The organism is Pseudomonas sp. UBA6315 (assembly GCF_002438125.1).
In the GTDB taxonomy this organism is placed as follows: Bacteria; Pseudomonadota; Gammaproteobacteria; order Pseudomonadales; family Pseudomonadaceae; genus Aquipseudomonas; species Aquipseudomonas faucium.
In genome coordinates this window covers 10,387-34,969 of the sequence record NZ_DJTF01000097.1, presented here as the reverse complement: position 1 = coordinate 34,969, position 24,583 = coordinate 10,387, and the positions used below count along the sequence as shown (strand labels likewise).

The following is a 24,583-nucleotide window of genomic DNA, read 5'->3' as shown; positions in this document are numbered from 1 at the left end:
GCTTGCATGTTCGAACGCCTGATCCAATTCGCCATCGAGCAGCGCCTAGTGGTGATGCTCGCCGTGCTGCTGATGGCCGCCGTGGGCATCCACAGCTACCAGAAGCTGCCCATCGACGCGGTGCCCGATATCACCAACGTGCAGGTGCAGATCAACACCGCAGCGCCGGGCTACTCGCCGCTGGAAACCGAGCAGCGCATCACCTACGCCATCGAAACCGCCATGGCCGGCCTGCCGGGGCTCAAGCAGACCCGTTCGCTGTCGCGCTCCGGTTTGTCCCAGGTAACGGTGATCTTCGCCGACGGCACCGACCTGTTCTTCGCCCGGCAACTGGTCAACGAGCGCCTGCAGGTCGCCCGCGAGCAGTTGCCCGAAGGCATCGAGGCGGGCATGGGGCCGATCTCCACCGGGCTGGGTGAAATCTTCCTGTGGACGGTGGAGGCCGAGGAGGGCGCGCTCAAGGACGACGGCACGCCGTACACCCCCACCGACCTGCGCGAGATCCAGGACTGGATCATCAAGCCGCAGTTGCGCAACGTGCCCGGGGTGGCCGAGGTCAACAGCATCGGCGGCCACGCCAAGCAGTACCTGATTGCGCCGGAGCCCAAGCGCCTGGCGGCCTACAAGCTCACCCTCAACGACCTTATCGGTGCCCTGGAGCGCAACAACGCCAACGTCGGCGCCGGCTACATCGAGCGCAACGGCGAGCAGTTGCTGATTCGCGCACCGGGGCAGGTGGCCACGCCCGAGGACATCGCCAACATCGTCATCTCCACCGCCGATGGCACGCCCATTCGCGTCAGCCATGTCGCCGAGGTCGGCCTGGGCCAGGAGCTGCGCTCCGGCGCCGCCACCGAAAATGGCCGCGAGGTGGTGCTGGGCACGGTGTTCATGCTGATCGGCGAGAACAGCCGCACGGTATCCCAGGCCGTGGCGGCCAAGCTTGAGGACATCAACCGCAACCTGCCCAAAGGGGTGGTGGCGGTGACCGTGTACGACCGCACGCACCTGGTCGAAAAAGCCATCGCCACAGTGAAGAAGAACCTGGTCGAAGGCGCGATCCTGGTGATCGCCGTGCTGTTCCTGTTCCTGGGCAATATCCGTGCGGCGCTGATTACCGCGATGGTCATTCCGCTGTCGATGCTGTTCACCTTCACCGGCATGTTCAGCAACAAGGTCAGCGCCAACCTGATGAGCCTCGGCGCCCTGGACTTCGGCATCATCGTCGACGGCGCGGTGGTGATCGTCGAGAACGCCATCCGCCGCCTGGCCCACGCCCAGCAGCGCCATGGCCGCATGCTGACGCGCAGCGAGCGCTTCCACGAGGTGTTCGCCGCGGCCCGCGAAGCGCGCCGGCCGCTGATCTACGGCCAGCTGATCATCATGGTGGTGTACCTGCCGATCTTTGCCCTGACCGGGGTCGAGGGCAAGATGTTCCACCCCATGGCCTTCACCGTGGTGATGGCCTTGCTCGGCGCCATGATCCTCTCGGTGACCTTCGTGCCGGCCGCCATCGCGCTGTTCGTCACCGGCAAGGTCAAGGAAGAGGAAGGCGTGGTGATGCGCACCGCGCGCCAGCGTTATGCACCGGTGCTGGCCTGGGTGCTGGGGCGGCGCAAGCTGGCCTTCGCTGGGGCGGCTGCGCTGGTGCTGTTGTCTGGCGTGATGGCCAGCCGCATGGGCAGCGAGTTCATCCCCAGCCTCAGCGAGGGCGACTTTGCCCTGCAGGCGCTGCGGGTGCCGGGCACCAGCCTGTCGCAGTCGGTGGACATGCAGCAGCGCCTGGAGCAGGCGATCATCAGCCAGGTGCCGGAAGTGCAGCGGGTGTTCGCCCGCACCGGCACGGCGGAAATCGCCTCCGACCCGATGCCGCCGAACATTTCCGACGCCTATGTGATGCTGCGGCCCCAGGAGCAGTGGCCAGACCCAGGCAAATCGCGCGACGCGCTGATTGGCGAAGTGCAGCGCGCCGCCGCTAGCGTGCCGGGCAGCAACCACGAGCTGTCGCAACCGATCCAGCTGCGCTTCAACGAGCTGATTTCCGGGGTGCGCAGCGACGTGGCGGTGAAGCTGTTCGGCGACGACATGGAGGTGCTCAACCGCACCGCCGCTGAAATTGCCGGCAGCCTGCAGCAAGTGCCGGGCGCCTCGGAGGTGAAGGTCGAGCAGACCACCGGCCTGCCGGTGCTGACCATCGACATCGACCGCGACAAGGCCGCCCGCTACGGCCTGAACGTGGGCGACGTGCAGGACGCCATCGCCATTGCCGTGGGTGGCCGCACGGCCGGCACGCTGTACCAGGGCGACCGCCGCTTCGACATGGTGGTGCGCCTGCCCGAAGCCCTGCGCACCGATGTCGAGGGCTTGTCCAGCCTGCTGATTCCCGTGCCGGCGAGCGCATCGGCCGGGCAGATCGGTTTCATCCCGCTGTCGCAGGTGGCCAGCTTGAACCTGCAACTGGGGCCGAACCAGGTCAGCCGCGAGGATGGCAAGCGGGTGGTGGTGGTCAGTGCCAACGTGCGTGGGCGTGACCTGGGCTCGTTCGTCGAGCAGGCCGAGCAGACCCTGCGCGAGCAGGTGGCGATCCCGCCTGGCTACTGGACCCGCTGGGGCGGCCAGTTCGAGCAGCTGCAGTCGGCGGCCGAGCGCCTGCAGGTGGTGGTGCCGGTGGCGTTGCTGCTGGTCATGGCGTTGCTGCTGATGATGTTCAACAACCTCAAGGATGGCCTTTTGGTGTTCACCGGCATTCCCTTCGCCTTGACCGGCGGGGTGCTGGCGCTGTGGCTGCGTGATATCCCGCTGTCGATTTCCGCGGGGGTCGGCTTCATCGCCTTGTCCGGGGTGGCGGTGCTCAATGGCCTGGTGATGATCGCCTTCATTCGCAGCCTGCGCGAGGAAGGCCGCAGCCTGCGGGTGGCGGTCGAGGAAGGGGCGCTGACGCGCTTGCGGCCAGTGCTGATGACGGCGTTGGTGGCCTCGCTTGGGTTCATTCCGATGGCCCTGGCGACCGGGACCGGGGCCGAGGTGCAGCGGCCGTTGGCGACCGTGGTGATTGGCGGGATCCTGTCGTCGACGGCGCTGACCTTGCTGGTGTTGCCGGCGTTGTACCAGTGGGCGTACAGGCGCGAGGAGGAGTGAGGCTGGGGGCCGCTGCGCGGCCCAATCGCCGGCAAGCCGGCTCCCACAGGGAAGGTGGTGTGCTCAGGCCCTGGTGGGAGCCGGCTTGCCGGCGATTGGGCTGCACAGCAGCCCCTGTTTCAAACGGCGCTGCGAGCCGCCTGCCGCTGCCCATCAACCCCCGGCTCATCATGCAGCGATATCCGCGAAGTCTCCGGCAACGCCAACCCCCCCACCAGCGCCACCAAGGCAATCACCACCAAATAGAACGCCGGCGCCAGGCTGCTGCCGGTCTGCCCGATCAGCCAGGTCGCCACCAGCGGCGCGGTGCCGCCGAACAAGGTGTAGGCCACGTTGTAGGTGATCGCCGAGGCGGTATAGCGGGTACGGGTCGGGAAACTCTCCGACAGCAGCGCCGCCGTGACCACGCCACTGCACAGCGCCCCCACCGCCAGCAGGATCACCCCCAGCAGCGCCCCCGACATCGACCCGGAACTGGCCAGCCAGTACGCCGGAAACACGCACAGCATCACCCACAGGCAGGTGAAGCCGATGGTCTTGCGCCGCCCCACGCGGTCCGAGAACGCCCCGGCCAGCGGGCAGCCTGCCGCCGCGAACAGCAAAGCCACCGTGGTTACCAGCAGCGACTGGGCACGGGTGAGGTTGCCGACCATTTGCAGGTAAGTGGCGAAGTAGGTGGTGAACATGTAGAACGACAGCGCGGTCAGCGAAATGAACGCCCCCAGGTTGCGAATGGCCCGGCCATGGCTGCGCAAGGTTTGCTTGAGCGGCGAGTGTTCATGGGCCTTGCCCTCGGCCAGCGCCTGGCGGAAGGCCGGGGTTTCTTCCATGCGCCAGCGCAGGTACAACCCCACCAGCCCCAGCGGCGCGGCCACCAGAAACGGCACGCGCCAGCCCCAGCTGCTCATCGCTTCGGCCGATAAGCTGGCTTCCAGGCCATAGGCGATCACCGCCGCGCAGGCGAATGCGGAAAAGGTCGAGACCGGCACGAAACTGCCATAGAACGCCCGTCGGTTGCGCGGTGCGTGCTCCATCAGGTAGGCGCAGGCCCCGGCGTACTCGCCGCCGGCGGAAAAGCCCTGCAGGCAGCGCGCCAGGGTCAGCAGCGCCGGCGCGGCGAGGCCGATGCTGGCGTAGGTCGGCAGCAGGCCGATCAGCGTGGTGGAGCCGGCCATCAGCAGGATGGTCAGCGACAGGATGCGCTTGCGCCCCAGCCGGTCGCCCAGGGCACCGAAGACGATGCCGCCCAGCGGCCGCAAGGCGAAGGCCACGGCGAACACGGCAAAGGTCTTGAGCAACGCCACGCTGGCATCGCCGCTGGCGAAGAACTGGCTGGCGATCAGGGTGGCGAGAAAGCCGTAGACCGCGAAGTCGAACCATTCGACGAAATTGCCGATGGCCGAGGCAGCGATGACCCGCCGAAGGGTGGCGGGGGATACCTCATGAGATGCGCACATGTGCAGGTGCTCCGGTTCCATAGGCAGCCTGAAGGAACGTGAGGCGGTCGAGGCCGCGTCATCGATGTTGTACCGGCAGTAGACCGGGGTGTGCGGGGGTGTGCTTCTTCATGGGCGACATCGGGATATCTGTTCTGGCCGGGCTGGCCCTATCGCCGGCAAGCCGGTTCCCACAGGCACAGCACAGGCCTTGAAAACTATGATGTCCCTGTGGGAGCTGGCTTGCCGGCGATAGGGCCTGCGCAGGCGCCAACCCATGCGCTAGAGTCTGTGGCTGCAGTTACTACAAGGAGCCGACCATGGCCCAGAACATCTACGACAACCCCGACTTCTTCGCCGGCTACAGCCAGCTGCCGCGCCAGCAGCTGGGCCTGGACGGCGCACCGGAATGGCCGGCGATTCGCGCCATGCTGCCCAGCCTTCGCGACAAGCGCGTGGTCGACCTTGGCTGCGGTTTCGGCTGGGCCTCGCGCTGGATGCGCGAACAAGGCGCCGCCTCGGTGTTGGGCCTGGACCTGTCGCAGAAAATGCTCGAGCGCGCCCGCCGCGACACCCACGACCCAGCCATCGAATACCGCAGCGCCGACCTCGACCAACTGCAGCTGCCGCCGGCCGCCTTCGACCTGGCCTACAGCGCACTGACCTTCCACTACGTCCAGGACTTCGCCCGCCTGGTGCGCACACTCGCCCAAGCCCTGGCCCCGGGTGGGCACCTGGTGTTCACCGTCGAGCACCCGATCTACATGGCCGCCGCCCACCCGCAGTGGTTCAAGGACGCAGACGGCCGCCCGACCTGGCCGGTCAATGGCTACGCGAACGAGGGCGAGCGGCGCACCGACTGGTTTGCCAAGGGCGTGCTGAAGTACCACCGCACCCTGGCCAGCACCCTCAATACGCTGATCGACGCCGGGTTGCGGATAAACCGGGTCGAGGAATTCGCGCCCAGCGCCGAGCAGGTGGCCGCGATGCCATCACTGGCCGAGGAGCGCGAGCGGCCGATGATGTTGCTGGTGGCCGCACAGCGCTGAAACCGAGCAGGCCGTCCTCGCTGCCGCGCGGGCGGCGAGGACGGTGTTCATCTACGCGTCAGAAACGCATGTCCAGCGCCACCTCGAAGGTCCTCGGTGCGCCCATGTAGTACTGCTGCCCGTAGGCTTGCTTGGCATACACTTCGTCGGTCAGGTTGCGCACCCGCCCGGTGAGCGTGGTGTGTTCGTCCAGCCGGTAGCGGGCGAAGGCGCCGAACAGGGTATAGGCCGGGGCCTTGAGGGTATTGGCGTTGTCGGCATACACCGAACCCACGTAGCGCCCATCCATGCCCACCGACCAGGCGGGGTTGAAGCTGTAGGTCAGCCACAGGTTGGCGACGTTGGCCGGCACGTTGACCGGGTTGTTGCCCTCGCGCGACACCGACACGCCGTTGACGGCCTCGTTGAAGGTGTCGTACTTGGCGTCCACATATGCATAGTTGGCCTCGGCCAGCAGCTTGGCCGTCACCTGCAGGCGCCCGGCCAGTTCGATGCCGCGGGAGGTCTGCTGGCCGGCCTGGACCGTGAGGTTGGGGTCGACCGAATCGCGCACGGCAAAGTCCTTGCGCACAATCTGGTACAGCGCCACCGTCGCCGCGCCGCGCCCGTCGAGGAAATCGAACTTGCTGCCCACTTCCCACTGCTCGCCCTTGGACAGGTCGTACAGGCCGACATTGGAATAGGTGGCTGCAGCCAGCGAGCCGGCCGGCAGGTCGGCGGCGGTGCTGTACTGGGCATAGACACTGGCCGACGGGGTGAGCGCGTAGGTCAGGCCGATGCGCCCGGACAGCGGCTCCCAGCGCCGCTCGAAGTAGGCCGGCGAGGTGGGGGTGACGGCGCCGTAGTTGGTCACCTGCATGTCCAGGTAGTCGTAGCGCAGGGCGGTCAGCAGGGCCAGGCGCTCGGTCAGTTGCAGGCGGTTTTCGGCGAACACGGCGCGGTTGGTCAGCTCGTGGCGGCGCTGCTTGGTCAGGCCGGCATTGACCCCGGGGATGTCGTCGAAGCTGCCCGGGTCGAAGTGCTCGGGGTCGACCACGTCGGTGTAGCTGCCCGAGGTCGGGTACAGGGTCTGGCGCATGCGCGAATAGTCCAGGCCCAGCGACCACTGGCTGGCCAGGCCGAACAGGTGATTGTCATGGCGCAGTTCGATGCGGTCGCCCAGCACGTTCTGGTCGTGGCGTTGCAGGTAGGGGCTGGCGCGCTGCACATCGCCGTTCGGGGTGTAGCTGTAGCGCTCCAGGTTGCGGTAGTCGCGCTGGGCGTTGTAGTGGTACAGCGTGTTCTGCACGCTGGTGCTGTCGCTGAGCTGGTAGTCGAGGATCGAGCGCAGCCAGCGCACCCGTTGCTCGTAACGGCCGTCGGCGACGTTGTAGTTTTCGAAGCGGCGGCTGTTGTCGATCTTCATGGTGCTGCGCCCGGGCAGGATCGGCGAGCCCCAGTACGGGCTGTCCTCGCGGTCTTCCTGGTACTCCAGCGCCAGGGTGTGGGTGAGGTTGGGGGTGAGGTCACTCAGCAGCGAAAACGCCAGGCTGTCGGTTTGCCGCTCGTTGCGGTCGATGTAGCCGTTGCCGCTGCCATGGCTGTAGTCCAGGCGCATGAAGTGGCGGGCGTCGGCGGGGTTGCTGGCCAGGGCCTGGTTGATGCCGAAGGCCACTTCCGAATCGTCGAAGCTGCCATAGCGCACTCGCCCGTCGATGATCTGCTGGTCGCGGCTGGCGAGCTTGGTGATGTAGTTGATCGAGCCGCCGACCGAGCCTGCGCCATGCAAGAACGACGACGGCCCGCCGAGCAGTTCGACGCGGTCCAGCACCCAGGCATCCACCGGCCGCGTGGCGCTGCTGTAGCCCAGGTTGATGCCGTTGTAGAGCTGGGTGACCTGGTTCTGGGTGAAGCCGCGGTAGCTGACGAAGCCGCCGTAGCCTGGGTTGGCCGAGGCGTTGACGCCGGTCATGGCGTTGATCAGGTCCTGGCTGTCCTTGGCGCCGCGCTCTTCGATCACGCGCCGGTCCGACACGCTCACCGAGGCAGGCGTTTCGCGGGCGGTAAGGCCCAGCCGGGAGCCGGTGCGGATGGGTTCATCCAGCTGCACGCCGGAGGGCGCTTCGCGCTCGCCGTCGATGGTGGTGGCGCTCAGTTCAACGGCGGCATCGTCCGCCCAGGCAAAGGTGCAGGTGCCCATGAGGAGCACCAGGGAGGTATTGCGAAACATGTTTTTATGTCTTCCACGCAAGGGTCATGGCTGACCACGCACGCGCGCAGGCGCGCCCGGCTTATTCAGTGGTCAGGCGAAATGCAAGGCTGCAGCGGGGAAGACGGCGGGGGAGGCGCGGGGGTTGAGGGCAGGGCGTTGGTAGCGTGGCGGCGGCTGCGCCCAGCTGCGCACCACGATCGGCGAGCTGGCGGCGCTGTGGGCCGGGGCGAACGACCAGCCGGCGCTGCTCAGCGGCACGGCCATGCCGAACGAGGAACACACCGGGCAGTCGAGCTGGGCCATGTGCTGGTCGCCGCCGGCGCCATCGAGGTCGATGGCCACGCCGTGCTCGCTGTTGATCGAGCAGAACCCGCCTTCCAGGCCGGCCAGGCGCAGGCCGCCCATCTGGCCATGGTGCAGGCCGCACAGCAATAGGCTGAACAGGACGCTGGCATAGAGCGTCCAGGCGGTCAGCGTGCGGGTCTGCCGGGTGGTTTTCATGGCGGCGAATCTACCACCCGGACGAACGGTCGGGTAGCCCTTGGGCGCGGCAGGTTGTCGCAGCTAGGCGGCCCGCTCCAGGGCATCGAGCAGCTCGACGAACTCCTGCGCCAGCCTGTGCCGCGGCGCCAGGTGCACCAGCGGCACCGATACCTGGTGCGATTCACGCATCTTGATCGAGCTGCTCAGGTACACCGGCAACACCGGCAGGCCCTCGCTGCGCAGCTGATCGACCAGGGTCTGGTGCAACGCCGTGCGCCCGGCGAACTGGTTGACCACCACGCCTTCGACCTGCAGCGCCGGGTTGTGGTCTTGGCGCAGCTCTTCGACTTCGGCCATGACGCTGTACAGCGCCTGGCGCGAGAAGCTGTCGCAGTCGAATGGAATCAGCAGGCGCTCGGCCGCCACCAGGGCGCTGAAGGTGTAGAAGTTCAGCGCAGGCGGGGTGTCGATGTAGATGCGCTCGTAGTCTTCGCCCAGCTCCACCAGCAGCTTGCGCAGTTTGTTGATCTTGAACTTGCTCTCCAGCTTGCTCTGCAGGTCGCTGAGGTCGGGGCTGGCGGTGACCAGGTGCAGGTTGGGGTAGCGCGTCTGGGTGATCGCCACGCGGTGCTTCTTGCCGGCGGCGAGCGTGGGCGAGAGGGTCTGGCGGAAGAAGTCGGCGATGCCGGCGGGGATGGCGTCGTCGGTCAGCCCGGTGAGGTAGTAGGTGGCGTTGGCCTGCGGGTCGAGGTCGACCAGCAGTGTGCGATAGCCCTCGGCGGCGCTGGCTGCGGCCAGGTTGCAGGCAATGCTCGATTTGCCCACGCCACCTTTCTGATTGAAAACCACACGACGCATGAGACGCTCATCCATGAAGGGGGAAATGTCAGGTTGGGGTCAATCCTATGACCGAAAGACGACAGTTTTATGACAACACTTGTTACAACTAGCGTAGTAGAGCTTTTTCTTCCTGCTCGGCCAATTCGTCCTCCACCTGCTGCATGCGCTGCTCGGCCAGTGCCTGCACCTTCGGATCGCGCGCGGTCTCGCGCATCAGCCGGGTGAGCTTGGCGCTCAGTTGCTTGCCCGCTTCGGTGTCTTCCATGGCCCGGGCCTTGGCCGGGTCGCGGGTGGCGGCGACGATGCTGGCGAATTCGGCGTCGCTGAAGTTCTGCTCGCTGTAGAGCTTGAACAGGTCCTGGCGTTGGTCCTCGACCGTGAGGTGCTTGCGCAGCACCGCGCCGATGGCCTGCTCGTCGAGCTGCGGGTGGGTGCGCTGCAGCAGCGCGGCCATGCGCTCGATGTTGTGCTCGTAGGCTTCCTGCAAGGGCAGGTTGGCCAGGATCTGTGCTTCACGGGTGGGCTTCTGGTCGCAGGCGCAGAGCGCGGCAGCGAACAGCAGGGGCAACAGCAACTTCGGCAAGCGGGGCATGGAGGTGGGCCTTGGGCGGGTGTTTCAGAGCGGCGATTATAGCGGGGCGCCCGGGCAATTGCGCCGGGCACCGTGCGGGCGATTCAAGGCGTGCCGTTGCGGCCGTGGGCAACGAAGCCGGGGCGTGCGGTGAGGCGTTCGAAGTACGCGCTCACCGCTGGCAGCGGCGGGTGCTCGAAGGGCGTCTCGAACCAGCGGTTCACCGACAGCCCGATGGGGATGTCGGCCAGGGTGAAGTGCTCACCCGCCACATAGGCGCCAGTGGCGGCGAGCTGGCGTTCGAGGATCTGCATGTTGTGCGCCCACTGCGCGCAGCCCTCGGCCAGCGCCTGCGGGTCCTGGTGCGCCGGGGAGTGGCGTACCAGCGACTGGAAGGCATAGCTCCAGGCGCGGTTCAGGTCCGAGGCCTGCCAGTCGATCCACTGGTCCACGCGGGCCCGGGCGATTGCCTCGGTGGGGTAGCAGGCGGCATCGCCATAGCGGTTGGCGAGGTAGCGGATGATGCTGTTGGATTCCCAAAGAGTGAAGTCGCCATCCTGGATCACCGGCACCATGGCGTTGGGGTTGAGGGCGAGAAATTCCGCGCTGCTGGTGGGCTTGAAGCCCGTGCCCCAGTCTTCGCGCTGGAACGGGATATCGAATTCGACGCAGGCCCAGAGGACCTTGCGCACGTTGATGGAAGACGCTCTGCCCAGTATCCGTAACATGCCGTGGTCCTTGCTCGGGGAAGCGCCGATCGTCCGACAGGCCATGATCTGGGTCAAGGGGCTGGGTGAAAACTACCCAGGGCTGTGCCGAATTGGTGCATATTTGCCTCCAAATAAGTCACGCAGCACACATCGATCGCGCCCGATCGGCGCTTTGCTGTGCATGTTGCACCGCTTTTTCTATGCCTCGCGCCTGCTTTTTCGGCTTTTCCAGCCCCTGCAAAAGCGGCCCGCATATTGCTCTTGCCGCTGCACCTACTACCCGGAGCACCCCGACCATGAGCTCACCCTCCGAATTCCCCCTGTGCGAAGCGCCCCAGCATGCGCGCAAGGGCCTGTTGCCGATCGCCATGGTGCTGTTCAGCTTCACCTTCTTCACCGGCACCATGTTCGCCGGCGGCAAGCTGGGCATGGCCTTCGGTTTCGTCGACATGCTCTGGGTCGCCGTCATCGGCAACAGCCTGCTGGCGCTGTATGCCGCAGCGCTGGCGTTCATCGCCTCGCGCAGCGGGCTCAATACCGTGCTCATGGGCCGCTTCTGCTTCGGTGAGGCGGGCAGCCGGCTTTCGGACTTTCTGCTCGGTTTCGCCGAACTTGGCTGGTACGCCTGGGGCACCGCCACGGTGGCCATCGTGCTGGTCAAGCTGCTGGGGCTGGCGCCTGGCTTCACGGTGCCGCTGATGGTGCTGTTCGGGCTGGGCTTCAGCATTACCGCCATCGTCGGCTTCAAGGGCCTAGACCTGCTGTCGCGGGTGTCGGTGCCGCTGATGTTCGCGCTGCTGGTCATCTCCATGGTGATCGCCACCCGCGATGTCGGCGGCCTGCAGCAGCTCGCCGCGCTGGTGCCGCATGAAACCCTGACCTTCTCGGCCGCAGTGACCATGGTCTTCGGCACCTTCGCCAGCGGCGCCACCCAGGCCACCAACTGGACGCGCCTGTCGCGCAGCGGGCGGGTGGCAGTCACCGCCAGCATCGTCGCGTTCCTGCTCGGCAACGGCCTGATGGTGGTGGCGGGGGCCTGGTGCGCGATGGTCTACCAGCAGGCCGACATCGTCGAGGTGATGATGCTCCAGGGCCTGTCGTTCGCGGCGGTGGTGATGCTCTGCCTGAACCTGTGGACCATCCAGGGGCCGACCATCTACAACGTCTCGGCGGCGGCCTGCCACCTGCTGCGCAGCGAACGCCGGCGCAGCATGACCCTGGCGGCCGCGGGTGTCGGCATCCTGCTGGCGATCGGTGGCATGTACGAAATGCTGATCCCGTTCCTGGTGCTGCTGGGCTCGATCATCCCGCCGGTGGGAGGGGTGATCATGGCCGACTTCTGGTACCGCCACCGTGGCAAGTACCCGGCGCTGGCCTCGGTTAGCCTGCCGCGCTACAACGTTGCCGGGCTGTTCGCCTATGCCGTCGGCGCGGTGCTGGCTTACGCCTCGCCGTGGGTCGCGCCGCTGGTGGGCATCAGCGCCTCGGCGCTGTGCTACATCCTGCTGCTCGAGCTGCGTGGCCGGCGCCAGGTACTGGGCCAGGCCGAGGCCGAGCAGTGAGCCTGGCACTCGAACAACTGCTGTGCCTGCCGGGCCTGCAAGACATGCGCGTGCGGGCCGGTGCCCGCCACCTGCAGCGGCGCGTGCGCTGGCCCTACGTGGCGGAGAACGAAGGCATCGCCGAATGGGTGATGGGCGGCGAGCTGGTGTTCGTCACCGGCATCAACCACCCGCGTGGCGAGGGCAACCTGCTGAGCCTGGTGGAGGATGGCGAGGCGGTGGGCATCGCCGGCATGGTGATCCTCACCGGTGGCTCGTTCATCCAGCGCATACCGCCTGCGGTGATTGCCCGCGCCGAGCAGCTGGGCCTGCCGCTGATCGAGCAGCCCTATGCGCTGAAGATGGTGGTGGTCACCCACCTGATCGGTACCGCGCTGGTGCAGATGACCCAGGAGCGGCGTTCGCGCAACGACATCCTCGGCCAGTTGCTGACCGGCGATTACCCCAGCCTGGCCATCGCCCGCCAGCGTGCGGCGCACCTGCAACTGGCGCTGGACGGCCCGCGCCGGCTGGTGGCGCTGCGCCTGTCGGCGGTCGACGGGCTGTTCGAACGGCACGGCCTGGCCCAGGGCGAGCGCCTGTGGCAAGGCACCCGGCAGGCGCTGGAAGACGTGCTGGAAGCCTGGTGCCGCAGCCGCCCCGAAGCGGTCACCGCGCAATTGGCCGGGGACCTGTTCGTGCTGCTGTTGCCCGACGCGCCCGACCTGCGCGCAGCCCTGGCTGGCCTGCACCGGCAACTGGCCGAGCTGGCGGGCGAGATGGGCCTGTTCATGGGCCTTTCCAGCCCCGCCGAGGACTGTGCCCGCTACCGCCAGGCCCTGAACGAAGCGCGCCAGGCGCTGGAGGTGGCGCAGAACCTGCGCCCGGCCAGCGGCCTTTGCGACTTCAGCGAGCTGGGCGTGCTGCGCTTGCTGCAAGGGGTGGTCGACCGTTCGCTGCTCGACGACTTCGTCACCCAGACCCTCGGCCCGCTGCGCAGCCCCGGGCGCAAGCAGCCCAATACCTTGTTGCACACCCTCGATGCCCTGCTCATGGAAAACGGCAACGGCCTCAAGGCCGGGCAGCGCCTGGGTGTGCACCGCAACACCATCAACCAACGGATGCAACGCATCGAACAACTGAGCGGGCAGTCCCTGGACGACCCGCTTTTTCGCATGAATGCTGCGGTCGCTATGCTGATATGGCGCATGACCGAAGCCCAAGGCAAGGAGTAACCCCATGAACATCATCAACGCACGCCTGCGCGGCAAGGCCGGCTTGTTCCGCATCGAACTGCAGGGCGAGCGCATCGCCGCCATCGTGCCCCAGGCCGAGGTTGTCGCCGCCGCCGGCGACGACCTGGACGCCCAGCAGAACCTGGTGGTGGCGCCCTTCGTCGAGCCGCACATCCACCTCGATGCGACCCTCACCGCAGGCGAGCCGAACTGGAACATGAGCGGCACCTTGTTCGAAGGCATCGAGCGCTGGGCCGAGCGCAAGGCGATCACCACCCACGACGACATCAAGACCCGCGCCAAGAAGACCATCGGCATGCTGGTGGACCACGGTATCCAGCATGTGCGCACCCACGTCGACGTCACCGACCCCAAGCTCACCGCGCTCAAGGCCATGGTCGAGGTGCGCGAGGAGGTGCGCGCGCTGGTCGACTTGCAGATCGTCGCCTTCCCCCAGGAGGGCATCGAGTCGTATGCCAACGGCCGGGCGCTGATGACCGAGGCGGTGGCCATGGGCGCCGATGTGGTGGGCGGCATCCCGCACTTTGAAAACACCCGCGACCAGGGCGTGTCGTCGGTGAAGTTCCTGATGGAGCTGGCCGAGCGCACCGGTTGCCTGGTGGATGTGCATTGCGACGAGACCGACGACCCGCAGTCGCGTTTTCTCGAAGTGCTGGCCGAAGAGGCGAGGGTGCGTGGCATGGGCGCGCGGGTGACGGCGAGCCACACCACGGCCATGGGCTCGTATGACAATGCCTACTGCTCCAAGCTGTTCCGCTTGCTGAAGATGTCGGGCATCAACTTCGTCTCCTGCCCGACCGAAAGCATCCACCTGCAGGGGCGCTTCGACACCTACCCGAAACGCCGCGGCCTGACCCGCGTGGCGGAAATCGACCGGGCCGGGATGAACGTCTGCTTTGGCCAGGATTCGATCGTCGACCCGTGGTACCCGCTGGGCAACGGCAACATCCTGCGCATCCTCGAGGCCGGCCTGCACATCTGCCACATGCTCGGCTACGAGGACCTGCAGCGCTGCCTGGACCTGATCACCGACAACAGCGCCCGCACCCTCAACCTGGGTGAGCGCTATGGCATCGAAGTGGGGCGCCCGGCGAACCTTTTGTTGCTGTCGGCGGCCGATGACTACGAGATGGTCCGCAGCCAGGGGCATGCACTGGTGTCGGTGCGCCACGGCAAAGTGCTGATGCGGCGCACCCCGGCACAGATCGAGCGCTTCGCCTAAAGCATTCACCACCCTTTGTGGGAGCCGGCTTGCCGGCGATGCAGGCACCGCGGTGCAGGGCACCGGCTGCGCCGGTGATCGCCGGCAAGCCGGCTCCCACAATGTCCGCGGCGTTTGCCCCCAGGCGCAGACATCCGCCGCCAGCTCTGGCATCGTATGGCACCGACTCAAGCCAAACTGCCAAGCCCCCTATGGACTCGCTCTACCTCATCGCCCTCGGCGCCATCGTTGCCGGTTTCGTCCAGGGCCTTTCCGGCTTCGCCTTCGGCATGGTCGCCATGTCGTTCTGGGCCTGGGGCCTGGAGCCGCGCCTGGCAGCCTCGCTGACCGTGTTCGGCAGCCTCGCCGGCCAGCTGATCGCTGTGTTCAGCGTGCGCCGCGGCTTCAGCTGGCCGCTGTTGTGGCCCTTCGTGCTCGGCGGCCTGGCCGGCATCCCGCTGGGGGTGTGGGTGCTGCCGTACCTCAACATGCTCTGGTTCAAGGCCGTGTTCGGCACGCTGCTGGTGCTGTGGTGCCCGTTGATGCTGCTGGCGCCGCGCCTGCCCAGGCTGCCGGGCAACCGCCTGGCCGACGGCGCCGTGGGCATGCTCGGCGGGGCGCTGGGCGGCATCGGCGGCTTTACCGGCACAGTGCCTACACTGTGGTGTACCTTGCGCGGCTTCGAGCGTGATACCCAGCGCGCGGTCATCCAGAACTTCAACCTGTCGATGCTGGCGGTAACCATGCTCACCTACCTGGGCACCGGCGTGGTCACCCGCGACATGCTGCCCTCGTTCGGCGTGGTGCTGCTGGCCATGGCCCTGCCGGCGCTATTCGGCACGCGGGTGTACCTGGGTATCAGCGAGCAAGCGTTCCGCCGCGTGGTGCTGGGTTTGCTGACCCTGTCCGGGGTGGCCATGCTGATGGCCTCGTTGCCCCAGTTGCTGGCCGCTTGAACTTGCCTGGGGGCGCCGAACTTGGCACCCTTTGGCCCGTTTCGCACTTACCCGCTACAGAAGGAATCGCACCGTTGAGTTGGGACATCACCAGGAAACCCCTCGCGGCCACGCTGCTGGTCCTGATCGCCATGCTGCTGTTCTACGTGCTGTTCAAGAACAACGCGCGGCTGGATGCATCCCTGACCTACGCCTACCTCACCTACCCGAGCCAGTTCAGCGAGCGCATCAGCCGCGCCAACGAACAGCTCAAGTACGAACAGTTGCAGCCGCGCATCGACCGCATCGCCGAGGGCGCGTTGAACCCGGACCAGGTCGACCGCCTGGTGGAACTGGCCCAGGCGCCTTACGCACAGTTGTTTGCCAAGCCGTTCGAAGCGGGCCTGGTGGACCACCGCACGGGCCTGCTGATCGACCTGCACAACAGCGGCAACACGGTGGTGCGCCAGGTCAAGATCCGCCTGCCGGCCAAGGGCCTGGTACAGGTCCGCGATGCGGCAGGCAACGACACCCTCTACGAAACCTCGACGCCCCAGGTTCAGATCGCCAGCATCGAAGCAGGTGGGGTGTACAAGGTGTGGGTCTATTTCGATGCCGACTATGCGCAGATCCGCCAGGGCGGCATCAGCATCAGCCACGCCGACGGCGCGGCGGATGTGCAGGTGTACCGCGAGTTCGCCGGCTTCCCGGCGCTGGTGGCGCGCTACAGCAGCGAACTGCTGATGCTGCTGGGCGTGCTGGTGCTGGGCGTGCTCGGGCTCGGGGCCTGCCTGGCGCGGCGGCGGCTGCCAGGCTTGCCTTCCTGAGCCGCTCACCCCTACATCCGAGCACACCCCTGTGGGAGCGGGCTTGCCCCGCGAAGCAGGCGGCGCGGTGGCTGGCACCGGCTTCGCCGGTGTTCGCGGGGCAAGCCCGCTCCCACAATGGCCTGTGTTGTCAGTGAGTGCTGTCGTGCAGCGCCAGGCTTTCGCGCAGTTGCGCGACCATGGCGGTGCGCAGATCTTCCGGTGCCTGCACACGAATCGAACCTGCCTGGGACAGCAGCCAACCCATCAGCGCACGGCTGTCCTCGACCGTGGCCGCCAGCCTGGCGCCGCCGGTGCGTTGTGGCGCCAGCTGCATGTCTTCGGACAGCGGCTGGTCTTCCAGGCGCCGGGCAAGGCCGTCGTCCACCCAGGCGCGCAGTTCGATCTGCGCGGTGGGCGAAAGCTGGTCGGGTTGCAGCTGTTGCACTTCCTCCAGGCTCAACCCCGGTTGCCAGTACCAGCCATAAGGCATGCCCTTGCTGTTGCAATGCACCGGAAACAGCGTGGCCAGCTCGTTGAGGTCGCGTTCCACCGTGCGCTTGCTGGTCTTGTGCCCGGCCTTGGCCAAGGCCGCCTGCAACTGCAGGGCACTCATGCCGGGGTGGCGGTCGGGCAGCAACTTGAGCAGTTGCCACTGGCGGGCGATGGTATGGCGGGTAGGGTGGCTGGGCACGGGTCTCGTCCTTGAGCGCCGGGCGCAAGGTGCGCCCGCAGTGATGGCATATAGCTATTGTGCGTAGCATACCCGTTCACAGGATCGGATCCAAGTTCCAGCCCGGCCCACCCGTCAGTCCAGGCTGGCTTGCAACGCCTCGATGAACACCTCTTCGGCGCGGCTCAAACGCTGCTCCCGGTTCCACAGCAGGTGGATGTCCACATCGGCGATCCCTTCCTGCGGCGCCAGCTTCCACAGCAGCCCCGCTGCCACGTCCGGCGCCACCACGTGCTCCGGCAGGCAGCCGATGCCGAACCCTGCGATCACCAGCCGGCGCACCTCCTCAAGGCTTGGCGAAGAGGCCACGATGCGCCCGGAGAAGCCCTGCTGGTCGCGGAAGATGGTCAGCGGCGAGAGCATGCCGCCGATCTGGTCGCTGGTGAAACTGACGAAGTTCTCCCGCTGCAGGTCGCCTTCGGCCTGGCCGAACAGGGCATGGTGCTTGCCGCAGAAGAACGCGTAGCGCTGGCGCAGGAACAGCCGCTGCTCCAGCCGCGGTTGTGGCCGGCGGTTGAGGCTCAGGCCTGCGGTGGCGGTCTTTTCCTGCAACGCGGCGACGATGTCGGAGCTGCGCATCACGTCGATTTCCAGGTCCACCCGTGGGTGCAAACGGTGGAAATCGGCGAGAAAATCGTCGAAACGCTCGCTGACGATGCGGCTGATCATCAGCAACCGCACCTTGCCCACCAGCTCATCGGCCGGTTGCTCCAGCAGGCCGCCGATCTGCGACATCTGCCCGTACACCTCGCCAGCCAGCTGGAACAGCTGCTCGCCCATGTCGGTGAGCACGAAGCGTGGCCCGCGGCGGGCAATCAGCTGGCGCCCCAGCTGGTCTTCCAGGCGCTTGAGGGCCTGGCTCACGGCCGGTTGGGTCAGGTGCAGGCGCGCGGCGGCGCGGCTGATCGACAGCTCCTGGCCGATCACGCGGAAGGTGCGCAGCAGGTTCCAGTCGAGGCGGTCGTTGAGCAGGCGGTCAGACATAGGGGGGCTCGATGATAAGCGTGGTTAATAGTTCGAATAATAAATAGAAAATTGACTAATCATAGCCCCAGGCCGATAAATCGCAGTCAGCGCGCCGCCAGAGCGCCACCGTGACCCTTCCAACTCCTGCCAGAAAAACAAGCAAAGGAGCCCCCATGAAGCCAATCGCTTCGCCCCAGCCGCGCCGCGCCGCTGCCGCCGCGTTCATCGGTACCATGATCGAGTGGTACGACTTCTACATCTACGCCACCGCCGCCGCCCTGGTGTTCGGCGCCTTGTTCTTCCCCTCCGACAACAGCCTGTTCAGCACCATGGCCGCCTTCGGCACCTTTGCCGTGGGTTTTTTCGCCCGGCCGCTGGGCGGCATCGTGTTCGGCCATGTGGGCGACCGCATCGGGCGCAAGAAGTCGCTGGTCATCACCTTGCTGATGATGGGCATCGTCACCGTGTGCATCGGCCTGCTGCCGACCTACGCGCAGATCGGCACCGCAGCACCGGTGCTGCTGATCATCCTGCGCGTGGTCCAGGGCATCGCCGTGGGCGGTGAGTGGGGCGGGGCGGTGCTGATGGCCGGGGAGCATGCGCCCAAAGGCCGGCGCACCTTCTTTGCCTCGTTCGCCCAGCTGGGCAGCCCGGCGGGGCTGATCCTCTCGCTGCTGGCCTTTGGCGCCGTCACCCGCCTGCCGGAGGATCAGCTGATGAGCTGGGGCTGGCGCGTGCCGTTCCTGGCCAGCGCGCTGCTGTTGCTGGTGGGCCTGGCGATCCGCCTGGGGGTCAACGAGTCGCCCGAATTCCTGGCCAGCCGCGAGCAGGCGCAAAAGGCCCTGCGCAAGGAGCAGGCACCGGTGCTGGAGGTGCTGCGCACCGCCTGGCGCCCGCTGCTGCTGTGCATCGGCGCCAATACCCTGGGCATTGCCGGGGTCTATTTCACCAACACTTTCATGATCAGCTACACCACCCAGCAGTTGCACCTTGAACGCTCGCTGATTCTCGAGTGCCTGTTCTTCGTCGCGATCATCCAGTTCTGCGTGCAGCCGCTGGCCGCCTGGCTGTCGGAAAAACTCGGCGCCACACGCTTTCTGGCCCTGGTCGCGCTGCTGGCCATGGCCTCACCGTACCCGATGTTCGTGCTGGTCAGCTCCGGCCAAGGGCCGTTGATCGTGCTCGGCATCGCCCTGGCCGCCGCCTGCATGGCCTCGTTCTACGCGGTGATCGCCGGCTACGTCAGCGGCATGTTCGAAACCCGCGTGCGCTACACCGCAATCTCCATGGCCTACCAGGTGTGCGGCGCCATCGCCGGCGGCCTGACCCCACTGATCGGCACCTGGCTGGCCCACACCTTCACCGGCCAGTGGTGGCCGATGGCTGTGTTCTACACCCTGATCGCCAGCGTTTCCCTGGTCTGCGTGCTGGCCCTGTCGCGCCAGTACGCCCGCAGCCAGCAACTGGAACTGGCCTGAATCATTCGTTTTAGTTAGGAGTACCCCTATGTTGAAAAGCAATGGCGAGCGCCTGTGGGCGAGCCTGATGGCCATGGCCGAAGTCGGCGCCACCGCCCGCGGCGGCAGCTGCCGCCTGGCGCTGAGCGACGAGGACAAGGCCGGCCGCGAGCTGTTCAGCCACTGGTGCCGCGAGGCCGGGCTGAGCCTGTCGGTGGACGCCATCGGCAACCTGTTCGCCCGTCGCCCGGGCAGCGACCCGGATGCCGCCCCGGTGATGATCGGCAGCCACCTCGACACCCAGCCCGAAGGCGGCCGTTTCGATGGCGTCTATGGCGTGCTGGGCGGGCTGGAGGTGGTACGGCGCCTGAACGATCTGGGCATCCAGACCCGCAAGCCGCTGGAAATCGCCGTGTGGACCAACGAGGAGGGTGCCCGCTTCACCCCGGCCATGTTCGGCTCGGCGGTGTTCACCGGCACCCTGGCCCTGGAGCAGGCCCTGGCGATCCGCGATGCCGACGGCATCAGCGTGGCCGCTGAACTGCAGCGCACCGGCTACGCCGGCCAGCGCCCGCTGGGCGGCAAGGTCGATGCCTACTTCGAGGCGCATATCGAGCAAGGCCCGATTCTCGAGGACAACGCCAAGGCCATTGGCGTGGTCAGCGGCGGCCAGGCCATCCGCTGGCTGGACGTGACCGTCGAAGGCATGGCCGCGCATGCCGGCACCACGCCGATGCCACTGCGCAAGGACGCCCTGTACGGCGCCGCGCGGATGATCCAGGCCGTCGAGCAGCTGGCCGCCGATTTCGCCCCGCAGGGCCTGACCACCGTGGGCGAGCTGTCGATTGCCAAGTCCTCGCGCAACACCATCCCGGGTGCGCTGCGCTTCACCGTCGATCTGCGCCACCACCGTGACGAGGCCATCGAGGCCATGGAGCGCGACCTGGGCCAGCAGCTGCAGGCCATCGCCGCCCAGCGCGGCCTCAAGGTGCGCATCGAGCGCCACTGGGTCAGCCCGGCGACGCCCTTCGATGCCGACTGCGTGGCCGCCGTGCAGCAGGCGGTGGACGGCCTTGGCTATGCCCAGCAGGCCATCGTCAGCGGCGCCGGCCACGATGCCATCCTGCTGGCGCGCTACTGCCCGACGGCGATGGTGTTCATCCCCTGCGTCGGCGGCCTGAGCCACAACGAGGCCGAAGACGTGCTGCCCGAGGACGCCCGCCAGGGTGTCGACGTACTGCTCAACGCCGTGCTGGCCCGCGCCGGCCGTGTCGAACAAGGAGAAGCCTGATGCGTTGCTACTTCCACCCCGAACAACTGCTGCACCATCCGCGCAGCTACTACTCGCGCGGCGCCATGCGCACCCCGCAGGAAGTCCCCGAGCGCGCCCAGCGCCTGCTGCAGGCGGCCAAGGGCCTGGGCTTCGACATCCGCCAGCCCGACGATGCCGGCCTTGGCCCGCTCAAGGCCGTGCATGGCCAGGCGTACCTGGCCTTCCTCGAAGAGGCCCATGCACGCTGGAAGGAAGTGCCCGAGGACTGGGGCGATGAGGTGATGTCGAACATCTTCGTGCGCGAGCCCAATGCCCTGCGCGGCATCCTCGCCCAGGCCGGGCGCTACCTGGCCGACGGCAGCTGCCCGGTGGGCGAGCACACCTGGCGTTCGGCCTACTGGTCGGCGCAGAGCGCGGTGGCCGCGGCCAAGGCCATCCTCGATGGCGAGCCGGCCGCTTACGCGCTGTGCCGGCCACCGGGGCACCATGCGCGGTTCGATGCGGCCGGGGGGTTCTGCTATGTGAACAATGCCGCGGTCGCCGCCCAGGCCTTGCGCAGCCGCTACAGCCGCGTGGCGATACTCGATACCGACATGCACCATGGGCAGGGGATCCAGGAGATCTTCTACGAACGCAATGACGTGCTGTATGTGTCGACCCATGGTGATCCGACCAACTTCTACCCGGGTGTGGCGGGGTTCGAGGACGAGCGCGGCAGTGGCGCGGGGGAGGGGTACAACCTCAACCTGCCGATGGCCCATGGCGCCAGTGAGGCGGATTTCATGGGGCAGCTGGAGATTGCCCTGGATGCGGTGAATGACTTTGGGGCCGAGGTGCTGGTGCTGTCTTTGGGGTTCGATATCTACGAGCTGGACCCGCAGAGCAAGGTGGCAGTGACGACCGAAGGGTTCGCGCTATTGGGTGAGCGGATTCGGGCGTTGCGCATGCCGTGCGTGATCGTGCAGGAAGGGGGCTATCACCTGGAGAGCCTGGAGGCCAATGCGCAGGCGTTTTTTGCGGGCAAGCAAGACTGGCGATAGCCGACCTCCATACCCCTGTGGGAGCCGGCTTGCCGGCGATAGGGCCCGTACAGACACTAGCGGGTCGTCTGCTCTGGCCTCATCGCCGGCAAGCCGGCTCCCACAGGCGGCATTTGCTAGATCCCACCTCGGCGCACGTGCTTGACCAGCACCTTCTCCAACAATTCCCACATCGCCGGGTCCGTACTGAACGCCACATTGAACCGCATCCACCCGGTCGGTTCGGCATCGACCATGAACAACTGCCCAGGCCCGAGCATGATGCCTTTCTCCAGCGCATCATCCAGCAGCGCCGCACTGTCCGGAATCGCCGGGTGCCGGGTCCAGATGTACATCCCCTCGTCCGACTCGGTGAACAGCTCGAAGCCCAGCCGGTGCAGGTGCCGGCCCACGTCCTGGTGCGCCTCGGCCAGGCGCTGGCGCAGGCGCTTGAGGTGCTTGCGCCAGCGGCCGTCGATGATCGCCGCGTACACCACGCGCTCCATCACCTGCGAGGTGGTCAGGCCCGAGCGCATCTTCATGTGCAGCAGCTTCTGCGCAAGCTCCGGGTTGGCCAGCAGGTAACCGACCCGCACGTTGGGCGAGATGCTCTTCGAATAGCTGCCCACGTACACCACCTGCTGCAGGTGGTCCAGGCTGGCCAGGCACGGCTGCGGCTCGGCGATCATGTCGGCGTACAGGTTGTTCTCCACCAGACGGAAGCCATGCTGGCTGGCCAGCTGCAGCAGCCGGTGCAGCTGCGGCAGCGGGGTGCGCGAACAGGTCGGGCTGTGCAGGTGCGGCTGGGTGAAGAACGCGGTTGGGCGGTGGTGCGCCAGCAACTGCTCGAGGTGGTTGAGGTCGTAGCCGTTGGGGGTGCGCGGCACGCCGACCAGGGTGGCGCCCTGGGTGCGCAGCACGCTCATCAGGTTCGGGTAGCCCGGGTCGTCCACCAGCACCACGTCACCGGGGCGCACCAGGGTGCGCACGGCCAGGTCGAGGGCCTGGCTGGCGCCGTGGGTGAGCATCAACTGCGCAGGATTGGCGACGATCGACAACTCTTGCTGCAAGTTCTGCGCAGTCAGCGCGCGCAGCTCTGGCAGGCCCATCGGGTCGCCATAGCCGGACAGCTCCAGCGGGCTGCCGGCCACCTGGCGCAGGCCGCGGCGCAGGCCGTCTTCGTACATCCAGTCGTTGGGCAACCAGCCGCAGCCTGGCTTGTACGGCAGCTGGCGGGTTTCGAAGATCTGCTGCAGGTACCACTCGGAGTTGAACAATGGTCGAGTGGTGTCGGCTTCGCTGTTGTGGTTGTCCAGCAGCTCGGCTGCTGCGCGGTTGACGAAGAACCCGGCATTGCCCCTGCTCACCAGCAGGCCCTGGGCCACCAGGCGGTCGTAGGCCTCGACCACGGTGAAGGTGCTCACCGAGTAGGTGGCGGCGAAGGCCCGAATAGACGGCACCTTGGCGCCTGGCTTGAGGGTCTGGTTGTCGATCAGCTCGCGCAGCCCATCGATGATCTGATTGACCAGCGGGGTCGAGGAGTCTGGGTGTAATTCAAGCATTCCGGGGGCCTTGAAGGGTGCGTAACGCCAAGCGCCTACAGGGTGTATTGCATTGGCGGCCTGTACAGTGCAGTGCGACTTTCCTGCCACTGTGCATGGCTCTATGTGTCATACATTTTTACATTAGGTGTCAGATATCGCCACATAAAGCATGTTCAGTTCGCCCGAGGGGCAAACCCTGGGGCGCGTCAGCAGGCCGCCATGGATGGCCTGCGTGTGTTGCCACACACCTCCTGCCCGCATTAGCACTGATGTACGTGAGGCCGATGACCATCGCGGTCTTGCAGTTTTCCTTGGATAAAAAGAAGCACGGGGTACACAACTGATGGACGCAACATCCACAACCACCACCGCGAAAAGCGGGCACGAGAGCAAACTCAGTGCCTCGCTCAAGTCGCGCCACCTGACGATGATGTCGATCGCCGGGGTTATCGGCGGCGCCTTGTTCGTCGGTTCCGGCAGCGTGATCCACAGCGCCGGCCCGGCTGCTGTCCTGGCCTACCTGGCGGGCGGCATCCTGGTGGTATTGATCATGCGCATGCTCGGTGAAATGGCGACGTCCTCGCCTGACACCGGCTCGTTCTCCACCTACGCCGACCGCGCGATCGGCCGTTGGGCCGGTTTCACCATCGGCTGGCTGTACTGGTGGTACTGGGTCATCCTGATGGCCTGGGAAGCTTATGTGGCGGGCAAGATCCTGCACGGTTTCTTCCCCGATGTGAGCGTCAACGTGTTCGTGCTGGCCACGACCCTGTTGCTGATCACCGTCAACTTCTTCAACGTCAAGCACTACGGTGAGTTCGAATTCTGGTTCGCGCTGATCAAGGTGATCGCGATCGTCTGCTTCCTGATCGTGTGTACCGCCGCGGTCACCAACGTCTGGCAGTTCGGTGAAGTGCGTGGCATCAGCCACCTGACCTCCGAAGGCTTCATGCCCAATGGCATCAGCACGGTGATCGGTGCGCTGCTTGGGGTGATGTTCGCCTTCCTCGGTGCCGAAATCGTCACCATCGCCGCCTCCGAAGCCAAGGACCCAGCCACCCAGATCGTCAAGGCCACCAACTCGGTGGTATGGCGTGTGTGCCTGTTCTACGTCGGCTCGATCTTCCTGATCGTCTGCCTGGTGCCGTGGAACGACCCGCAACTGGGCGTCTCCGGCTATGGCGCCTACCGCCGTACCCTGGAGCTGCTGGGCGTGCCTTACGCCGAGCTGCTGATGAACTTCGTGGTGCTGACTTCGGTGAGCAGCTGCCTGATCTCGGGCCACTACACCGCCTCGCGCATGCTGTTCTCCCTGGCCCAGCGTGGCGACGCGCCGTCGTTCTTCAAGATCACCCGCGCCGGCACCGGCGTACCGGTGTTCGCCATCATCGGTTCGTGCGCCGTGGCCGTGGTCTGCGCGCTGATCAACTTCAG

20 protein-coding genes are annotated in these 24,583 nt (G+C 66.6%); 11 read left to right on the top strand and 9 right to left on the bottom strand.

The window, feature by feature from the left end:
• Positions 1–6: 6 nt before the first annotated feature.
• Positions 7–3,138 carry a CusA/CzcA family heavy metal efflux RND transporter gene (locus B3E94_RS12665; RefSeq protein WP_286913762.1) on the top strand — a complete coding sequence of 1,044 codons (3,132 nt, stop codon included), beginning with the start codon at positions 7–9 and terminating at the stop codon, positions 3,136–3,138.
• Positions 3,139–3,257: 119 nt separating this feature from the next.
• Here the strand turns inward: B3E94_RS12665 and B3E94_RS12660 are convergent, their stop codons facing one another.
• On the bottom strand, positions 3,258–4,595 hold the full coding sequence (locus tag B3E94_RS12660; RefSeq protein ID WP_286913761.1) for an MFS transporter: 1,338 nt from the start codon (positions 4,593–4,595) through the stop codon (positions 3,258–3,260).
• Between the two features lie 299 nt (positions 4,596–4,894).
• Here B3E94_RS12660 and B3E94_RS12655 point away from each other — a divergent pair, with 299 nt between their 5' ends.
• Positions 4,895–5,623 (top strand): class I SAM-dependent methyltransferase, encoded by a 729-nt coding sequence (locus B3E94_RS12655; RefSeq protein WP_286913760.1) that lies wholly within the window; start codon positions 4,895–4,897, stop codon positions 5,621–5,623.
• Positions 5,624–5,681: 58 nt separating this feature from the next.
• Here B3E94_RS12655 and B3E94_RS12650 read toward each other — a convergent pair whose 3' ends face one another.
• The 5 genes from B3E94_RS12650 to B3E94_RS12630 all read right to left on the bottom strand — a co-directional run bounded on the left by B3E94_RS12650 (position 5,682) and on the right by B3E94_RS12630 (position 10,436).
• A complete protein-coding gene (locus B3E94_RS12650; protein ID WP_286913759.1) occupies positions 5,682–7,832 on the bottom strand; it encodes a TonB-dependent receptor in 2,151 nt (716 codons plus the stop codon).
• 72 nt (positions 7,833–7,904) lie between these two features.
• Positions 7,905–8,315 carry a DUF2946 family protein gene (locus B3E94_RS12645; RefSeq protein WP_236193768.1) on the bottom strand — a complete coding sequence of 137 codons (411 nt, stop codon included), beginning with the start codon at positions 8,313–8,315 and terminating at the stop codon, positions 7,905–7,907.
• 63 nt (positions 8,316–8,378) lie between these two features.
• Positions 8,379–9,155, bottom strand: a complete 777-nt coding sequence (locus tag B3E94_RS12640) for a ParA family protein (RefSeq protein ID WP_236238314.1) — start codon at positions 9,153–9,155, stop codon at positions 8,379–8,381.
• A gap of 88 nt (positions 9,156–9,243) precedes the next feature.
• A complete protein-coding gene (locus B3E94_RS12635; protein WP_176511295.1) occupies positions 9,244–9,729 on the bottom strand; it encodes a hypothetical protein in 486 nt (161 codons plus the stop codon).
• 83 nt (positions 9,730–9,812) lie between these two features.
• Positions 9,813–10,436 carry a glutathione S-transferase family protein gene (locus tag B3E94_RS12630; RefSeq protein WP_236238312.1) on the bottom strand — a complete coding sequence of 208 codons (624 nt, stop codon included), beginning with the start codon at positions 10,434–10,436 and terminating at the stop codon, positions 9,813–9,815.
• A 278-nt stretch (positions 10,437–10,714) separates the two neighbouring features.
• On the opposite strand from B3E94_RS12630, the gene codB reads away from it, so the two are divergent.
• The 5 genes from codB (at position 10,715) to B3E94_RS12605 (ending at position 16,178) form a co-directional block, all read left to right on the top strand.
• The gene (gene codB / locus B3E94_RS12625) at positions 10,715–11,980 is read left to right on the top strand and encodes a cytosine permease (RefSeq protein WP_176511297.1); all 1,266 of its coding nucleotides are present in this window, start codon (positions 10,715–10,717) and stop codon (positions 11,978–11,980) included.
• On the top strand, positions 11,977–13,194 hold the full coding sequence (locus B3E94_RS12620; RefSeq protein WP_286913757.1) for a PucR family transcriptional regulator: 1,218 nt from the start codon (positions 11,977–11,979) through the stop codon (positions 13,192–13,194). The genes codB and B3E94_RS12620 overlap by 4 nt, the downstream gene beginning before the upstream one ends.
• Before the next feature lie 4 nt (positions 13,195–13,198).
• Positions 13,199–14,437, top strand: a complete 1,239-nt coding sequence (gene codA / locus B3E94_RS12615; RefSeq protein ID WP_286913755.1) for a cytosine deaminase — start codon at positions 13,199–13,201, stop codon at positions 14,435–14,437.
• Between the two features lie 191 nt (positions 14,438–14,628).
• The gene (locus B3E94_RS12610) at positions 14,629–15,372 is read left to right on the top strand and encodes a sulfite exporter TauE/SafE family protein (RefSeq protein ID WP_176511300.1); all 744 of its coding nucleotides are present in this window, start codon (positions 14,629–14,631) and stop codon (positions 15,370–15,372) included.
• Positions 15,373–15,446: 74 nt separating this feature from the next.
• On the top strand, positions 15,447–16,178 hold the full coding sequence (locus B3E94_RS12605; RefSeq protein WP_286913754.1) for a hypothetical protein: 732 nt from the start codon (positions 15,447–15,449) through the stop codon (positions 16,176–16,178).
• A gap of 130 nt (positions 16,179–16,308) precedes the next feature.
• On the opposite strand, the gene B3E94_RS12600 is transcribed toward B3E94_RS12605, so the two are convergent.
• Both B3E94_RS12600 and B3E94_RS12595 read right to left on the bottom strand, forming a co-directional pair.
• Positions 16,309–16,851: a WYL domain-containing protein gene (locus tag B3E94_RS12600; RefSeq protein ID WP_286913753.1), complete on the bottom strand. Its 543-nt coding sequence runs from the start codon at positions 16,849–16,851 to the stop codon at positions 16,309–16,311.
• 114 nt (positions 16,852–16,965) lie between these two features.
• Positions 16,966–17,874, bottom strand: coding sequence for a LysR family transcriptional regulator (locus B3E94_RS12595; RefSeq protein WP_176511303.1), 909 nt, complete (start codon positions 17,872–17,874; stop codon positions 16,966–16,968).
• Between the two features lie 155 nt (positions 17,875–18,029).
• On the opposite strand from B3E94_RS12595, the gene B3E94_RS12590 reads away from it, so the two are divergent.
• Genes B3E94_RS12590 through B3E94_RS12580 form a run of 3 tightly spaced genes read left to right on the top strand, consistent with a single transcriptional unit; the run spans position 18,030 to position 21,626 of the window.
• A complete protein-coding gene (locus B3E94_RS12590) occupies positions 18,030–19,334 on the top strand; it encodes an MFS transporter (RefSeq protein ID WP_286913751.1) in 1,305 nt (434 codons plus the stop codon).
• A 28-nt stretch (positions 19,335–19,362) separates the two neighbouring features.
• A complete protein-coding gene (locus B3E94_RS12585) occupies positions 19,363–20,604 on the top strand; it encodes a Zn-dependent hydrolase (protein ID WP_176511305.1) in 1,242 nt (413 codons plus the stop codon).
• Positions 20,604–21,626, top strand: a complete 1,023-nt coding sequence (locus B3E94_RS12580; RefSeq protein ID WP_286913750.1) for a histone deacetylase family protein — start codon at positions 20,604–20,606, stop codon at positions 21,624–21,626. Before B3E94_RS12585 ends, B3E94_RS12580 begins: the two co-directional genes overlap by 1 nt.
• Before the next feature lie 116 nt (positions 21,627–21,742).
• On the opposite strand, the gene B3E94_RS12575 is transcribed toward B3E94_RS12580, so the two are convergent.
• Entirely contained in the window at positions 21,743–23,167 is a 1,425-nt protein-coding gene (locus B3E94_RS12575) for a PLP-dependent aminotransferase family protein (RefSeq protein ID WP_176518275.1), read from the bottom strand.
• A gap of 325 nt (positions 23,168–23,492) precedes the next feature.
• Here B3E94_RS12575 and B3E94_RS12570 point away from each other — a divergent pair.
• On the top strand, positions 23,493–24,583 hold a 1,091-nt coding region (locus tag B3E94_RS12570), incomplete at its 3' end, for an amino acid permease (RefSeq protein WP_286913749.1).

Bases quoted from the DNA above. Each gene is read 5' to 3' on its own strand.
- B3E94_RS12665 (WP_286913762.1), top strand. From the start codon at position 7: ATGTTCGAACGCCTGATCCAATTCGCCATCGAGCAGCGCCTAGTGGTG.
- B3E94_RS12660 (WP_286913761.1), bottom strand. From the start codon at position 4,595: ATGTGCGCATCTCATGAGGTATCCCCCGCCACCCTTCGGCGGGTCATC.
- B3E94_RS12655 (WP_286913760.1), top strand. From the start codon at position 4,895: ATGGCCCAGAACATCTACGACAACCCCGACTTCTTCGCCGGCTACAGC.
- B3E94_RS12650 (WP_286913759.1), bottom strand. From the start codon at position 7,832: ATGTTTCGCAATACCTCCCTGGTGCTCCTCATGGGCACCTGCACCTTT.
- B3E94_RS12645 (WP_236193768.1), bottom strand. From the start codon at position 8,315: ATGAAAACCACCCGGCAGACCCGCACGCTGACCGCCTGGACGCTCTAT.
- B3E94_RS12640 (WP_236238314.1), bottom strand. From the start codon at position 9,155: ATGCGTCGTGTGGTTTTCAATCAGAAAGGTGGCGTGGGCAAATCGAGC.
- B3E94_RS12635 (WP_176511295.1), bottom strand. From the start codon at position 9,729: ATGCCCCGCTTGCCGAAGTTGCTGTTGCCCCTGCTGTTCGCTGCCGCG.
- B3E94_RS12630 (WP_236238312.1), bottom strand. From the start codon at position 10,436: ATGTTACGGATACTGGGCAGAGCGTCTTCCATCAACGTGCGCAAGGTC.
- codB (WP_176511297.1), top strand. From the start codon at position 10,715: ATGAGCTCACCCTCCGAATTCCCCCTGTGCGAAGCGCCCCAGCATGCG.
- codA (WP_286913755.1), top strand. From the start codon at position 13,199: ATGAACATCATCAACGCACGCCTGCGCGGCAAGGCCGGCTTGTTCCGC.
- B3E94_RS12610 (WP_176511300.1), top strand. From the start codon at position 14,629: ATGGACTCGCTCTACCTCATCGCCCTCGGCGCCATCGTTGCCGGTTTC.
- B3E94_RS12595 (WP_176511303.1), bottom strand. From the start codon at position 17,874: ATGTCTGACCGCCTGCTCAACGACCGCCTCGACTGGAACCTGCTGCGC.
- B3E94_RS12590 (WP_286913751.1), top strand. From the start codon at position 18,030: ATGAAGCCAATCGCTTCGCCCCAGCCGCGCCGCGCCGCTGCCGCCGCG.
- B3E94_RS12585 (WP_176511305.1), top strand. From the start codon at position 19,363: ATGTTGAAAAGCAATGGCGAGCGCCTGTGGGCGAGCCTGATGGCCATG.
- B3E94_RS12580 (WP_286913750.1), top strand. From the start codon at position 20,604: ATGCGTTGCTACTTCCACCCCGAACAACTGCTGCACCATCCGCGCAGC.
- B3E94_RS12575 (WP_176518275.1), bottom strand. From the start codon at position 23,167: ATGCTTGAATTACACCCAGACTCCTCGACCCCGCTGGTCAATCAGATC.